General features: G+C 68.1%; 11 protein-coding genes. 8 read left to right on the top strand and 3 right to left on the bottom strand.

What is annotated here, in order from left to right; genetic code table 11:
- Nucleotides 1–78 precede the first annotated feature (78 nt).
- From IG75_RS0111380 to IG75_RS0111370, 3 genes are all read right to left on the bottom strand, one after another.
- Nucleotides 79–1,170 carry an amidohydrolase family protein gene (locus IG75_RS0111380; RefSeq protein WP_030521186.1) on the bottom strand — a complete coding sequence of 364 codons (1,092 nt, stop codon included), beginning with the start codon at nucleotides 1,168–1,170 and terminating at the stop codon, nucleotides 79–81.
- A 63-nt stretch (nucleotides 1,171–1,233) separates the two neighbouring features.
- Entirely contained in the window at nucleotides 1,234–2,598 is a 1,365-nt protein-coding gene (locus IG75_RS0111375) for a cytochrome P450 (protein WP_030521185.1), read from the bottom strand.
- A 163-nt stretch (nucleotides 2,599–2,761) separates the two neighbouring features.
- Nucleotides 2,762–3,622 (bottom strand): mycofactocin-coupled SDR family oxidoreductase, encoded by an 861-nt coding sequence (locus tag IG75_RS0111370; RefSeq protein ID WP_030521184.1) that lies wholly within the window; start codon nucleotides 3,620–3,622, stop codon nucleotides 2,762–2,764.
- A gap of 508 nt (nucleotides 3,623–4,130) precedes the next feature.
- Between IG75_RS0111370 and IG75_RS0111365 the strand changes: the two genes are divergently transcribed.
- The 8 genes from IG75_RS0111365 (at nucleotide 4,131) to IG75_RS0111330 (ending at nucleotide 14,929) form a co-directional block, all read left to right on the top strand.
- Entirely contained in the window at nucleotides 4,131–5,669 is a 1,539-nt protein-coding gene (locus IG75_RS0111365) for an AMP-binding protein (RefSeq protein ID WP_030521183.1), read from the top strand.
- A 111-nt stretch (nucleotides 5,670–5,780) separates the two neighbouring features.
- Nucleotides 5,781–7,433 carry an FAD-dependent oxidoreductase gene (locus IG75_RS0111360; RefSeq protein WP_051714491.1) on the top strand — a complete coding sequence of 551 codons (1,653 nt, stop codon included), beginning with the start codon at nucleotides 5,781–5,783 and terminating at the stop codon, nucleotides 7,431–7,433.
- 67 nt (nucleotides 7,434–7,500) lie between these two features.
- Nucleotides 7,501–8,364, top strand: coding sequence for an alpha/beta fold hydrolase (locus IG75_RS0111355; protein WP_030521181.1), 864 nt, complete (start codon nucleotides 7,501–7,503; stop codon nucleotides 8,362–8,364).
- A gap of 1 nt (nucleotide 8,365) precedes the next feature.
- Complete coding sequence (locus tag IG75_RS0111350; RefSeq protein ID WP_030521180.1) at nucleotides 8,366–10,036, top strand: bifunctional 3-(3-hydroxy-phenyl)propionate/3-hydroxycinnamic acid hydroxylase; 1,671 nt, start codon at nucleotides 8,366–8,368, stop codon at nucleotides 10,034–10,036.
- Entirely contained in the window at nucleotides 9,993–10,958 is a 966-nt protein-coding gene (locus IG75_RS0111345; RefSeq protein WP_030521179.1) for a 3-carboxyethylcatechol 2,3-dioxygenase, read from the top strand. Before IG75_RS0111350 ends, IG75_RS0111345 begins: the two co-directional genes overlap by 44 nt.
- Nucleotides 10,959–12,755 carry an FAD-binding protein gene (locus tag IG75_RS0111340; protein WP_081876800.1) on the top strand — a complete coding sequence of 599 codons (1,797 nt, stop codon included), beginning with the start codon at nucleotides 10,959–10,961 and terminating at the stop codon, nucleotides 12,753–12,755.
- Nucleotides 12,752–14,056, top strand: coding sequence for an LLM class flavin-dependent oxidoreductase (locus IG75_RS0111335; protein ID WP_030521177.1), 1,305 nt, complete (start codon nucleotides 12,752–12,754; stop codon nucleotides 14,054–14,056). Before IG75_RS0111340 ends, IG75_RS0111335 begins: the two co-directional genes overlap by 4 nt.
- A gap of 42 nt (nucleotides 14,057–14,098) precedes the next feature.
- On the top strand, nucleotides 14,099–14,929 hold the full coding sequence (locus IG75_RS0111330) for a coniferyl-alcohol dehydrogenase (RefSeq protein WP_030521176.1): 831 nt from the start codon (nucleotides 14,099–14,101) through the stop codon (nucleotides 14,927–14,929).
- Nucleotides 14,930–14,933: the final 4 nt, after the last annotated feature.

The raw sequence follows: 14,933 nt of genomic DNA, 5'->3' as shown, positions 1-14,933 counted from the left end.
GGGCTGCATATGGTCGGCGGAGGCCGTAGCGAAGGCGGAGGTATCGCCCTATCGCGGATGCGGCCGCCCGCAGCAGCATCAGCCGACCGCGGTGACCGCGTCGATATCGATGCTGTACAAGGCGGCGGCATTGCGCCAGTACAGTTTTTCGCGCTGCTGCGGGGTCAGCGCGGCGGGCAGGGTGTCGGTATCGCCGCTGTGCCAGTGCGGGTAACTGGACCCGAACATCACCATGTCGTCCTTACCGGTGAAGTTCAGCCATTCGGCGGCGTGGGGGGCATCGCCGGGGCCGTCGATCGTGGCGTGCACGAAGTACACGTGGCCGGGCAGATAGTCGCTGGGCATCCGCGGTGCCCAGGGGGTTTGTTCGAGGTGGGGCCGGCCGAAGGTGTCCATCCGCCAGGTGAACGGGGTCAGCAGATCGGCGCCGCCGTCGGCCCAGACGAATTTCAGGCCCGGATACCGTTCGAACACACCCTCCGCGATCATGTTCATGAGGTGGTAGAGGTAGTTCAGCCCCATGAACCCGTAGTACTGCTCGTAGGTGCGCGCATGCCCGGACGGGGTCGGCGGCAGACCGATACTCTCCCCGGTCTCGATATGCGCGGCGACCGGCAGGTTCGCCGCTGCCGCCGCCTCCCACAGCGGCCAGAACTGCGGTTTTCCGTAGACTTCCCGCGATTGCAGGGGGATCCCGAGCTGAACGATCCGCGGATGGCCGCCGAGGCGATCGATCTCGCGCAGCGCTCCGCCGATATCCTCGGGATTCACCCGCAGTGTGCCGCGGAAGTGATCACAGTAGGTGCCGCTGTCGAGCCAGCGTGACACCATCATGTCGTTGTGGGCGGACAGTACCGCGGTGGTGAGATGGCGGTCGGGCAGGATGCCGCGGGTCATCGGATGCAGCACGGCCACATCCACCCCGCGCTCTTCGAAGAGGTGCTGCCCGACGAATTCCGGGTCCGAACCCGGGTACCCCTTGTGGGGCCCGCGGGCACCCTTGACGTACTCGCCACCCGGTGCGCCGTACCAGTCCATTTCCGGGTCCGGGATACCGCGACTCTTGAACGGTTCGTTCAGATAAGAGCGCATATCGTCGTTGGAGCGGAAGAAGATGTGCACGCTGGTGTCGATCACCGGAGTGCGGGTGCCGTCGGGCAGGTCCTGCATCGCGATCACCTCGTCGGAGAGAGATACCGGCCGAACCCCGCGGTATCGGCCGGTACCGTGCGGTCAGTAGTCGAAGTCGATCACCGCGGCGTCGGGCCGTTCGGTTACCGGCGCGGCCAGGCCCTGCTCGTCGCAGATGCGCTGCAGCTGAGCCAGAGTCTCGTCCAGACCGGGCCCCAGCCGTTTGCCCGGGGTGAAGGTGGCCGGCAGATGCCGCATGCCCTGGATGACACCGATGGTGTCGTAGTGGACCGTGCCCTCGGGGTCGCACGTGTAGTCCGGCATCCGGTCGAGCACCGCCAGCAACATCGACTTGAACACGGTGCGGGCGACATTGGATCCGATGCACCGGTGCACGCCGAGCCCGAAACTGAAGTGCCGGTTGCCCTTACGGTCCAGCACGATATCGTCGGGGTCCGGGAAGATGGATTCGTCACGGTTGGCCATCGCCCAGGACAACCACAGCCGCTCGCCCTCGCGGAACTCGGTGTTCTGGTAGGTGCAGTCGTCGGCGATGGTGCGGCCGTCACCGGGCGCGGGAGTGAAGTAGCGCAGGAATTCCTCGGTGGCCGAGTCGAGTAGTTCGTCGCGGTCCCGGCTGAGCTCCTCCCGCTGAGCCGGGTTCTCCGACAGCCATTCCAGTGAATGCGCGGTGAGCGCGGTGGTGGTGTCGAAACCGCCGCCGATGAGCAGACCCATCATGCCCAGAAGTTCCATATCGGGCGCGGGCTCACCGTCGATGCGCAGTTCGGTGAGTGCCTTGATCAGGCCCGGACGGGGGGCGGTCTTCGCTTCGTGGAGACTGGTGAGGATATCGATGCCCATGGTCCGATGCATTTCGGCGACGCGCGGGGCATCGGGCGAATCCTCCGGTGTGTACACCGAGGCGTGCACCGGATCGCTGTACACCGACCATTTCACGAGCGGAATGCCCAGCATGGCCAGGGTCAGGACCGCCGGGACGATATTGGCCAGATCGTCCACGAAATCGATACGGCCGGTTTCGATCTTCTCGTCCAGGCAGGCCCGCACGATTTCGTCGATGAAAGGCTGCCAGCGTTTGACGGCGGCGGGGGACAGATACGGATTGAGCACGGAGCGGTAGGTGCGGTGTTCCGGTTCGTCCATCTCCAGCATGCCGCCGCGGACCAGGGCGGCCCGCTGTGCCTTGGGGATGGAAATACCCTGGTAGCCGCGACGTTCGTTGTGCACGTCGTGATCGACCGAGACCTCGGGGCAGCGCGCCAGTTCGAAGACCGCGTTTCCGCCGGCCGCGACCCAGTGCCCGTCGTAGGTGTCGGTCCACGCCACCGGGCATTTCGCGTGCATCTCGTGGGTGATCTCGGTGAACTGCTCGCGGTATTCGGGGGTGTGCCGATCGAAGTGGTACCGGTTCTGCTTGCGCTGGTCGTTATCCGTAGAAGTCACGGTCTGTAGTCCCTCTGCTGATCACTGGGTGCGGCGAACCTTCGCCGGGGCCCGGAACTCTGCGCCGCTCCGGGAGTCGGGTGCCGACTCGCCACCGGTGTGGCGGCACGCGCAACGATCGCCTGCGTGCGCGCGCCGCCGGCACCGGCGTGGCCGGGCGGGGTCAGAGTTTGTGGTCGTACCACTTCAGGTAGCCGCCGGCGTCGACGCGCAACTGCATACCGGTGACGAAGCGGGCTTCGTCGGAGACGAGGAACAGGATGGCGTTGGAGATGTCGACCGGTTCGATCCACGGTGTCTTCATGGCCTGCTGGACATAGAAGGCCGGTTCCGCGTCGGCGCGGGTGGGGTTCTCGAGATCGGGCCGGAACGAGCGGTACATCGGCTCGCTCTGCAGCATGTCGGTGTTGCAGTTGGTGGGGTGGACCACGTTGGCGCGGATACCGCGGGGGGACAGGTGCCGGGCGATATCGAAGACGTAGTACGACAGGGCGCGCTTGGAATGCACGTAGGCCATACCGCCGAGGTCCGAACCGGGATTGTCGACCTTGCTGGTGTCCACCATTGCCGCGGTGGAGCCGGTGGCCACGATGGAGGCGCCCTCGCCGAGATGCGGGAGCGCGGCCTGGATGGCGTTGATGGTGCCGACCAGGTTCGTGTTGATCACATCGGTCCACGCCTGGATATCCGGTGCGCCCTTCATACCCGCGACGCCGGCCTGGGCGATCACGATATCGAGCTTGCCGAACTCGGCGACGCCCGCGTCCAGTGCCGCTTTCAGGGCGACGGCGTCACGGACATCGGTCTGGGACGCGATGATTCGGCGGCCGGTCTTCTCGACCAGGCGCACGGTTTCCTCGAGATCCTCGGGCGAGGCCAGCGGGTAACCGATGGTCGACATGTTCTGGCAGAGGTCGACCGCGATGATGTCGGCGCCTTCCTCGGCCAGTCGTACGGCGTGGCTACGGCCCTGACCGCGTGCGGCGCCCGTGATGAATGCGACTTTGCCTTCGACACGTCCCACAGCATTCCCTTTCGATCTGTTTTCGGGAGCCACCTGCCCGGTGTGCCGGACCGCCGGGAGCGGCCGCGGGCACGGGGCAGGGTGCGCGGCGCGCGCCGCGCGTCGATCCGGCCGCGGCCCCGATTCGGTGTCGACCCAGCACCGCCGGGTACCGGCTGCGGACATACGGCTGTTCTCGTATGCGAAAAGAACTACGTTTTCGCATACGAGAACGGTACTCTACCTGTGGGCTCGGCGGCAAGGTTTCGGAAGAAGCCTGGTCGATGGTCCGATTCCGGCCGACGCGGCAATTCGGCTGCCGAGAACCGGTAACGGGCGCGGCCTGCCGAAAGCCTGAGGCGATTTTATCGTTCGCTTCGATAGAGAATTCCATTTTCACCAGTCGGCGGATACGACTCCGACGCGCTCGCGCGGGCGCCTCGAATGGGGTGCCGGGCATTCCGCCGGCGCGGAAGGGGTGAACCGTTATGTCCGACCGGCATATTCGAGGTGGGGTCCGGTGACCCGGATGGTGGCCGACGAACTACGCGCCCGGTATATCGCCGAGGGCTGGTGGACCGGCGACACCATGGGCGATCTGCTGAGCCGCGGCCTGGCCGCCGCGCCGGAGACCGAATTCCGGGTGCATTCCGAGGTGCGGCCCTGGCGGGGGACGTTCGCCGAGGTCGAACGGGTCGCCCGGCGGCTGGCCGCGGGCCTGCGGGCCCGGGGCGTCGGCCCCGGTGATGTCCTGGCGTTCCAGCTGCCGAACTGGATGGAAGCCGCGGCGACCTTCTGGGCGGCGTCATTCCTGGGTGCCGCGGTGGTGCCGATCGTGCACTTCTACGGGCGCAGGGAACTGGGCCATATCCTGCGGGTCGCCCGGCCGCGGGTTTTCATCACCATGGCCGAGTTCGGTCGTACCGTGCACGATCCGGAGGTCTGTGCCGAGGTGCCCGTCGTGGGCGTGGTGGGGCGCGATTTCGACGATCTGCTCGCCGACGAACCCATGCCGGGAGTACTGCCCGCCGACCCGGCCGCCCCCGCGCTCATCGCCTTCACCTCCGGGACGACGAGCGCGCCCAAGGGTGTCGTGCACAGCCATCAGACCCTCGGCTGCGAATCGGTGCAGCTCGCGGAACGGAACAGGGAGGACCGTGGAGACCAGCTGACCGCCACCCCGGTGGGTCACTTCATCGGAATGGTGGGCGCCTGCCTGCTCCCGGTACTGCACGGCCGGCCGGTGAACCTGCTCGACGTCTGGGATCCGGGGCGGGCGCTGGCGCTCATGCGATCCGACGGGCTCGTGGTGGGTGGCGGCCCACCGTATTTCGTCACGAGTATGGTCGAGCACCCCGACTACACCCCGGGGCATCTCGCACATATGCGCTATGTGGGGCTCGGGGGTTCGGCTGTGCCGGCCGCCGTGACGCGGACGCTGACCGATCTGGGCGTGATCGCCTTCCGTGCCTACGGCAGTACCGAGCATCCGTCCATCACGGCCTCCGCGCTCGACGCCCCCGCGCGCGAGCGGCTCACCACCGACGGCCGGCCCATGCCGGGTGTGGAGATAAGGATCGCCGCGGACGGCGAGATCCTCAGCCGCGGACCGGATCTGTGCCTGGGCTACACCGATCCGGAGCTGACCGCGCGGGCGTTCGACGCCGACGGCTGGTATCACACCGGCGATATCGGGGTGCTGGATGCCGACGGCTGCCTGACCATCACCGATCGCAAAGCCGATGTGGTGATCCGCGGCGGCGAGAACGTGGGGGCACGCGAGGTGGAGGATGTGCTCGACGCCATGCCGCAGGTCGCGGAGTCGGTGGTGATCGCCTTACCCGACGAACGGTTCGGGGAGGTGGTGGGGGCGGTGCTGCGGCTGCAGCCGGGATGTGAGCTCCCGTCCCGGGCGGAGGTGCGGGCCTTCTTCGAGGGCGCGGGAGTGGCACGGCAGAAGTTTCCGGAGCGGTTGTTCGAGGCCACGGACTTCCCCCGCACCCCCAGCGGCAAGATCCAGAAACATTTGATCCGAGAGGGTATTGCGGCATCCATCCTGCGAGAATAGTATTCTCATAAAGGGAGATTATCGTTTTACTCGCGCCGGTCCGGCCCGTGCTCCGCACGGCAGCCCGCCGGGACCGGCGCCTCTCCGCCTGCTCGCCGAAAGGACAGCGCAGTGCCATCGCAACAGCCATCGGCTGCCGGATCCGATCCGTCGAACACCTGGGACGAGGAGGCCGACGTAGTCGTTCTGGGCAGCGGAGCCGCCGGGCTCACCGCGGCGCTCGCCGCGGCCGTCGAGGGTGCCTCGGTGGCACTGTTCGAGAAGGCGGCCACGGTCGGCGGCACGAGCGCGGTATCCGGCGGACTGGCCTGGATTCCCGCGCACGCCCGGGCGGACCGGGAACTCACCGTCGCCGACGCACTGGCCTACCTGAACGCGCAGTCCCTGGACTCCATGGACGACGAACTGGTCGAGGTGTTCGTCCGCACGGGCGCGCGCATGCTCGATTTCGTCGAAGAGCACAGTGCCGTGCAATTCGAAGTGGCCGACGGGTTCCCGGATTACAAGCCGGAGCTGCCCGGCGGTCAGCCCGCGGGCGGCCGGTCGCTGGGCCCCGCGGCCTACGATCTGGCCCGGCTCGGCGAATGGCGCGACCGGATCACCACGTTCCCGCTCGACTGGAGCAATGTCGGCTTCGATGCCGAGACCCGGGCCCGGCTGCGGGCGGTACTCGGCGACGCCTCGGCCGATGTCTGTGTGGCGGGTCAGGCGCTGGTCGCCGGGCTGCTCGAGGGCGTACTCGCCGCCGGGATCACCCCGCGCACCGGAGCCCGGGCCGTGCATCTGCTCGCCGCGGACGGGGCGGTGACCGGGGTCCGGGTCGAGATCGGAGGCAGGCGGTCGGCGGTCCGGGCTCGTCGCGGCGTGGTCCTGGCCACCGGCGGGTTCGAATGGGATCCCGGCCTGGTCAGAGCCTTTCTGCGAGGGCCGATGACCGGCCCGGTGTCACCGCCGAACAACACCGGCGACGGGCTGCGGATGGCCATGGCGCACGGCGCCGACCTCGGGAACATGGGCGAGGCCTGGTGGGTCCCGGTGGTGCAGCTGCCCGGTGACACCATCGACGGCCGGCAACGCAGCCGCAGTGTCCGGCTGGAACGCACCCGGCCGCGCAGCATCATCGTGAACCGGGCCGGTGCGCGGTTCGTCAACGAAGCGGCCGAGTACAACTCCATGGCGGGCGCCTTCCACTACCTGGACCCGCGCGGCGGCTATGTGAACAACCCCGGCTGGATGGTGTTCGACGCCGAACATCTGCGCCGCTACGGATTCCTGGGCGTCGAACCCGGTGGTGTGGCACCCGACTGGTTCTGCGAATCCGCGGACCTCACCGAACTCGGCGCCCGGACCGGTATCGATCCCGAAGGGTTGCGTCGCACCGTCGCCGCCTGGAACCGGGCCGTGGCGGCGGGGTCCGATCCCGACTTCGGCCGGGGTGCCAGCGAATACGACGGCTACTGGGGCGACCCGGACGCGGAAACCGTCGTCGGGCGCACGCTCGGACCGATCGATAACGGCCCCTACTACGCGGTCCCGGTGACCGTGGGCGCCATGGGCACCAAGGGCGGACCGCGGACCGATCGCGACGGGCGGGTCCGGCACGTCGGCGGTGGCGTGATCCCCGGGCTGTACGCGGTCGGCAATGCGATGGCCGGAGTGACCGGGCGTGCCTACGGCGGCGCCGGCGGGACCCTTGGGCCCGGGATGGTCTGGGGTCTGCGCGCGGGCCATCACGCGGCCACCGGCGAATCGGTGAAGTACTGAGCGAACACGGTGACCGTACGGCGTGATCGCCGCGGTGCCGGGGCAGTGGACAGAGCGGAAGGTAGCAGTGTCGGAATACGAGAGTGTGTGGTGCGACCTGCAGGGTGTCGCGTTCAGTCAGGGATACCTGGATGTGGCCGGGGCGCGCACGCGCTATCTGCACGCCGGCGACCGGGGCAGGCCCGCGCTGGTGTTCCTGCACGGGTCGGGCGGGCACGCCGAGGCCTATGTCCGGAATCTGGCGGCGCATGCCGAGCACTTCTCCACCTGGTCGATCGATATGCTCGGCCACGGGTACACCGATAGACCCGGGCATCCCCTGGAAGTCGAACACTATGTGCGGCATCTGATCTCGTTCCTCGATACCATCGGCGCCGCCCGCGCTCATATCAGTGGTGAATCGCTCGGCGGCTGGGTCGCCGCGCGGGCCGCCTACGACCATCCCGGCCGGGTCGACAAATTGGTGCTCAACACCGCGGGCGGCTCACAGGCCGATCCGGAGGTCATGCAGCGGATCATCACCCTGTCCATGGCGGCGGCCGCCGACCCCACCTGGGAGACGGTGCAGGCCCGGATCAAATGGCTGATGGCGGACAAATCCAAGGACTACGCCGATATCGTCGCCAGCCGGCAGCGCGTCTACCGGCAGCCCGGTTTCGTCGACGCCATGCGCGACATCATGGCGCTACAGGATCCGGAGATCCGGGCCCGGAATCTGCTCGGGCCGCGGGAGTACGGCGGTATCACCGCGCCGACGCTCGTGGTGTGGACCAGCGACGATCCCACCGCCGACGTCGCCGAGGGCACGCGGATCGCGTCCATGATCCCCGGTGCCCGCTTCGAGGTGCTACCCGGCTGCGGACACTGGCCGCAGTACGAGGCGCCCGCGGCGTTCGACGCACTGCATCTCGAATTTCTGCTGGGTGGTTGAGATGGATACCGGAAACGGCAGCGGGCCCGAGCTCTTCGACGTGCTGATCGTCGGTGCGGGGCCGGTCGGGCTGACCATCGCCAATACCCTCGGCCGCTACGGTGTGCACACCCTGCTGGTGGAGGAACGCCCGGACCTCATCGACTACCCGCGCGGTGTCGGCATCGACGACGAATCATTGCGCACCCTGCAGTCCACCGGCCTGGTGGAGCGCATCCTGCCGCACACCAACCCGAACCAGATCATGCGGTTCGTCGACGGACAGCGGCGGCTGCTGGCCGAGATCGCGCCGACCGACCAGCAATTCGGCTGGCCCAAGCGCAGCGGATTCATCCAGCCGCTGGTGGACGCCGAACTGCTGGCCGGGCTCGACCGCTTCGACTGTGTGCAGATCCGCTGGGCGACCGCGCTGCGCGAATGCGACGACACCGGTGCCGAGGTGTGGGCCCTGCTCGACACCGCCGACGGTCCGCAGCAGGTCCGCGCCCGCTATGTGGTGGGCTGCGACGGCGGGCGCAGTACCACCCGGCATGCGATGGGCGTGAGTTTCGAGGGCACCACCTCACCGACCCGCTGGCTGGTGGTCGATATCGACGGTGATCCGCTCGGACATCCGAATGTGGAAGTCGGGGCGGATCCGGCGCGACCGAATGTGTCGATCTCGCTGGCCCACGGCATCCGGCGATTCGAATTCCTCCTGCATGCCGACGAATCCGATGCCGACGCCGAAACACCGGAGTTCCTGGCCCGGCTGCTCGCGCCGTTCGTACCGCATCCGGAGCGCCTCGACGTGATCCGGCGCCGGGTCTACACCCACCATTCCCGGATCGCCGGCGAATTCCGGAGGGGCCGCCTGCTGCTGGCCGGTGACGCCGCGCATCTCATGCCGGTCTGGCAGGGCCAGGGCTACAACAGCGGTATCCGGGACGCGGCGAACCTCGGTTGGAAGCTGGCGGCGGTGGTGTCGGGGACCGCCGGCGACGGGCTGCTCGACACCTACGACCAGGAGCGGCGCAAACACGCCCGGGCCATGATCGATCTGTCCACCATGGTCGGGCGGGTCATCTCCCCGACGAACCATCAGGTCGCCGCGGTGCGGGATGTCCTGGTGCGGGGGCTGGCGCTGGTACCGCCGCTGAAACGGTATGTGCTCGGCATGCGGTTCAAACCCATGCCGCGCTACGACCGCGGCGCGGTGGTGCACGGTTGGTCGCGTTCGCCGCAGTCCGCCGTCGGCACCCTGTTCATCCAACCGCGGGTCGCGACCCGCGCGCAGCCCGCGGTACTGCTCGACGACGCGCTGGGGCCGTGGTTCGCGGTGCTGTGCTGGAACAACCATCCGCGAAAAGTTCTGGGCGAGAAGGAGTTCGCACTCTGGAAGGCACTCGGGGCGCGTTTCGTGGAGGCGCGGCCCGCCACCCAATTGCATTGGACCGGCCACGACGACCCGGAGGTGGTGGTTGTCGGGGACAGCACCGGCGCCTTGAAGAAGTGGTTCGACGCCCAACTCGATTCGGTGCTCTTCCTACGCCCGGACCGCTGTATCGCGGGCGCCTCCATCGCCCAGCACGCCGCCGAACTCGGGGCGGCGCTGCGCAACACCCTCGAACTCACTCCGGGAGGTACCGATGCCGCTGGCCGTGTGCTGCGTCTCGCACAGCCCGCTCCTTGATCTCCCGGGGCCGGGTCCCGGCCTGCGCGCGGAGGTCGGGGCCGCCCTGGACCGGGCCCGGGATTTCGTGCGCGACTTCGACCCGGAGCTGGTGGTCCTTTTCGCCCCGGACCACTACAACGGGTTCTTCTACAAGCTCATGCCGCCCTTCTGCGTCGGCACGGCAGCGACCGCGGTGGGGGATTACGGGACCCACGCGGGACCGCTGAACGTCCCGGCGGATCGTGCGCTACGACTGGCCGAAGCGCTGCTCGACGGCGGGATCGATATCGCCACCTCGGCGGAGATGTCGGTCGATCACGGCACTGTGCAGCCACTGCAGCGCTTGTTCGGCGACGCCACCGTGCGGCCGGTGATCCCGATCTTCGTGAATTCCGTGGCGACACCGCTCGGCCCGCTGCGCCGGGTGCGGGCGCTGGGTACCGCGGTCGGCCGCCATCTCGCGACCCTGGGCAAGCGGGTTCTCGTCATCGGCTCGGGTGGTCTGTCCCACGACCCGCCGGTGCCACAGCGGGCGACCGCCCCCGAACCGGTGCTGGAGCGGATAGTGCACGGCCGCCCGATGACCACCGAACAGCGGGCCGCCCGGCAGACCGCGGTGATCGCGGCCGCCCGTGACTTCGCCGCCGGCGACAGTCCGCTGCAGCCGCTCAACCCGGAATGGGACCGGGCGTTCCTGGAGCTGGTGGACACCGGCCGCCTGGCGGCCGTCGACGACTGGGCCAACAGCGAGATCACCCGGGTGGCGGGCAATTCCGCGCACGAGGTCCGCACCTGGGTGGCCGCGTTCGCGGCCTTGGCCGCGCAGGGCTCGTATCGAACCGAGGTGCGCTACTACCGGCCCGCGCCCGAGCTCATCGCCGGTTTCGCCGTGCGCACGGCCTGGCCCGCGGATGAGCCGACCGACGACAGGAGGCGATGAGTGAGCACCGACGAGACGGACTTCGACGAAACCGTCGATCTGCTGGTGATCGGGTCCGGCGGCGGCGGGATGAGCGCCGCGCTGCGCGCCGACGCGCTGGGCCTGGACACCCTGGTGGTGGAGAAGGCCGACTATTACGGGGGTTCCACCGCACTGTCCGGCGGCGGTATCTGGGTACCCAACGCGCCGGCGCAGCAGCGGGACGGGTTCGCGCTCGACCCCGACGCGGTGGTCGGATATCTGCGGACCATCACCGGTGGGCTGGTCACCGAGCAGCGGTTGCGTGCCTACGTCGAGAAATCGCCGGAGATGATGGCGTTTCTCGAAGAGCACAGCCGATGGCTGGAATTCGTGTGGAAACCCGGCTACGCCGACTACTACCCCGAACTCGAGGGCGGCTCGCCGCAGGGCAGCACCATCAACGTACCGCCGATCGATCTGCGCGAGCTCGGTGACGAGGAAGAGAAGCTGCTCAAACCACTGGCCCTCGCGCCGAAGGGGATCTGGCTGGGGCCCAAGGATCTGCGGCTGTTCTATCAGGTCCGGCAGAACTGGCGCGGTAAGGCGGTGATGCTGAAGCTGATCTGGCGGATGTTCCGGGCGCATGTGTTCGGCGACCGGATCGCCGCCATCGGACAGTCCCTGATCGCCCGGTTGCGCCTGGCCATGCGGGAGCGCGATATCCCGCTGTGGCTCGGTTCGCCGATGACCTCCCTGATCACCGGCGCCGACGGACAGGTGACCGGCGCGGTCGTTGCCCGGGACGGGAAACCGGTACGGATCCGGGCGCGCCGCGGCGTGATCCTGGCGACCGGCGGATTCGACCACGATATGGCCTGGCGCAAAGCGGAACTACCGGAAGTCGAGCAGGACTGGAGTTTCGGTAACCCGGTGGCCCTGGGTGACGGTATCCGGGCCGGGCAGCAGGCCGGCGCGGCCACCGAGCTGATGGACGAGGCCTGGTGGTTCCCGGCCATCCACTGGCCGGACGGCCGGATGCAGTTCATGCTCAACGAGCGGATGATGCCGGCCCAGTTCATCGTCAACGGGGCGGGTAAGCGGTTCATCAACGAGGCCGCGCCCTATATGGATTTCGGGCACGCCATGATCGCGGGCCAGCGCACCGGAGTGACCCATATTCCATGCTGGCTGATCACCGATAACGCGTCCTGGCACAAATATGTGATCGGCGGGCATCTGCCGATTCCGAAGGTGCCGTTCGCGCCGGTGCCGACCGGGTTCGCGATGGTGGCGGCCTGGCTGGAATCCGGTGTGGTGAAAACCGCGGACAGTTTCGCCGAGCTCGCCGGGAAGATCGGCGTACCCGCCGCCGAACTCGAGGCCACCGCGGCCCGGTTCAACGCACTCGCCCTGGCCGGTCACGACGACGATTTCCAGCGCGGTGACAGCGTGTACGACAACTACTACGGCGACCCCACGCTGCCCAACCCGAATCTGTTCCCGCTCGGGAAACCGCCCTACTACGCATTCCGGATCGTCCTCGGCGACCTCGGCACCTCGGGCGGGCTGCGCACCGACGAGCACGCCCGGGTACTGCGCGCCGACGGGTCGGTGATCGGCGGGCTGTACGCGGTCGGCAACACCTCGGCCGCGGTCATGGGCCGCAGTTACGCGGGCGCCGGCGCCACCATCGGCCCGGCCATGACCTTCGGATACATCGCCGCCGAGCACTGCGCCGGGCGGGCACTGTCCGGAGCGGGGGATACCGGCGAAGGGGTGGTCCGGCCGGCCGAAGGAAATGACGTGACGATCGATTCCACTGGAGGTAACCGATGAAAATATCCCTCTTCTACGAGTTCGCCCTGCCGCGGCCCTGGAGCGACGATGACGAATTCGAGATGTTCCAGGACGGGCTGACCGAGGTAGAAGCTGCGGATAAGGCCGGTTTCTCCACCGTATGGCTCACCGAACACCATTTCCTCGAGGAGTACTGCCACTCCACCGCGCCGGAGATGTTTCTCGCGGCCGCCAGCCAGCGGACGAAGAACATCCGCCTCGGTTTCGGCGTCATGCACCTGCCGCCGGGCATCAACCATCCCGCCCGTGTCGCCGAACGGGTCTCGACACTCGACCACCTGTCCGGTGGCCGGGTCGAGTTCGGCACCGGTGAATCCTCTTCGGTGGGTGAGCTCGGCGGTTTCAATATCGACCCCGCCGATAAACGCGGCCAGTGGGAAGAAGCGCTCGACGTCACCCTTCGCTGTATGACCGAGACGCCGTTCACCGGGTTCAAAGGCCAGCACATCGAGATGCCGCCGCGCAATGTCATCCCCAAACCCCGGCAGACCCCGCATCCGCCGCTGTGGGTCGCCTGTACCCGGCCCTCCTCGGTGCAGATGGCGGCGCAGAAGGGGATCGGCGCGCTGAGCTTCGCCTACACCGGCCCGGGCCCGCTCGGGGAACGGGTGCGCGGCTACTACCAGGAGTTCGAGGAGAAGGCGGCACCCACTGTCCCGCAGCTCAATCCGAACATCCTCGCCATCGGCGGCGACCTGTCGATGATGGTGGCGCGCACCGACGACGAGGCCGTGAAACGGCTCGGTGTGGGTGGCGGCTTCTTCTCGTTCGGGATCATGCACTACTACATGACCGGTATGCACACCCCCGGCCGGACCGGGGTGTGGGAAAAGTATCTGGATGCGGTGAAAGAGGACGAGACCCTCGCCTACGGTCCCGGTCGCGGCGCGATCGGTGGGCCGGACACGGTCCGCGAGTTCCTGCGCGGTTACGAGGAGAGCGGGGTCGACGAGATCATCCTGCTGCTCAATCCGCGCAGCCACGAGGGCACCATGGAGTCCATCGAGATCATGGGCAAGGAGATCCTGCCCGAATTCATCGAACGCGACGAGAAAGCCGTGGCCGCGAAGGCCAAGCGGCTCGAGCCGGTCATCGAGAAGGTCGAGCGGCGACGGCGTCCGCTGGCCGCGCCGGACTTCGACGAGGAGTACTCGTTCGGCGGTCTGCCCACCGGCCGCGGCGGGAAGTTCACCGCCAGCGAGATCCCCGAGGCGATGGCCGAGATCAACGAGGGCCGGGTGCAGGCCGCCCAGCGGCTCAAGGACGAACAGCAGGGCTGAGCCGCCGCCCGCGGCCGCAGGACAGAGAGCGAGGTGCCGGAGGTGGAGACGATCGACCAACGGTGGCGTTTCGACGGGAAACGCGTGGTGGTGACCGGTTGTGCCTCCGGCATCGGTGCCTGTGTGGTGCATCAGCTGCGGCATCTGGGCGCCGAGATCGTCGGGCTGGATCTGCTCCGCCCCGGGACCGAACTCGACGCGTTCTACGAAATGGATCAGGCCGACCCCGACTCCATCGACCGGGCCGCGCGCAAGGTCGGTACGGGTGTCGACGCGCTGTTCAATATCGCCGGCGTCTCGTCCGGAATCGGTGACCCGCTGCGCGTGGCCACCATCAATTTCCTCGGACTCCGGCATTTCACCGAAGCCCTGGTGCCGCATATGGCGCCCGGTTCGGCGGTGGTCAGTGTCTCCTCGCTGGCCGCCGCCGGCTATCTGGACAACCGGTGGGCGGTGAACGGACTCCTGGACACCGAGTCGATGGCCGCGGGGATCGCCTGGTGCGAGAACCACCCGGAGGCGCTCGCCGACGGCGGGTACCGGCTGTCCAAAGAGGCCATCATCCTCTACACCGTGCGGCGGTCGGTGGAACTGGCCGCCCGCGGTATCCGGATGAACTGCACCGGACCCGGCGTCACCGAAACACCCATCCTGGACCAGCTGCGCAACGCCTACGGCCAGGACTACCTCGACGGAATCCCCAAACCCCTGGGCCGGGCCGCCGACCCCGTCGAACAGGCAGCGGCACTGCTGTTCCTGAACAGCCGGGCCGCCGGTTACATCACCGGCCAGGTGCTGTGGGTCGACGGCGGCAATATCGCCGGACGCCTGGCGGACGAATTGGCCGGCTCCGCGCCCACGGACGCGCAATGACACC

This window comes from Nocardia rhamnosiphila NBRC 108938, assembly GCF_000720425.1.
Taxonomy (GTDB): domain Bacteria; phylum Actinomycetota; class Actinomycetes; order Mycobacteriales; family Mycobacteriaceae; genus Nocardia; species Nocardia rhamnosiphila.
This window is presented reverse-complemented; position numbering and strand designations above follow the sequence as displayed.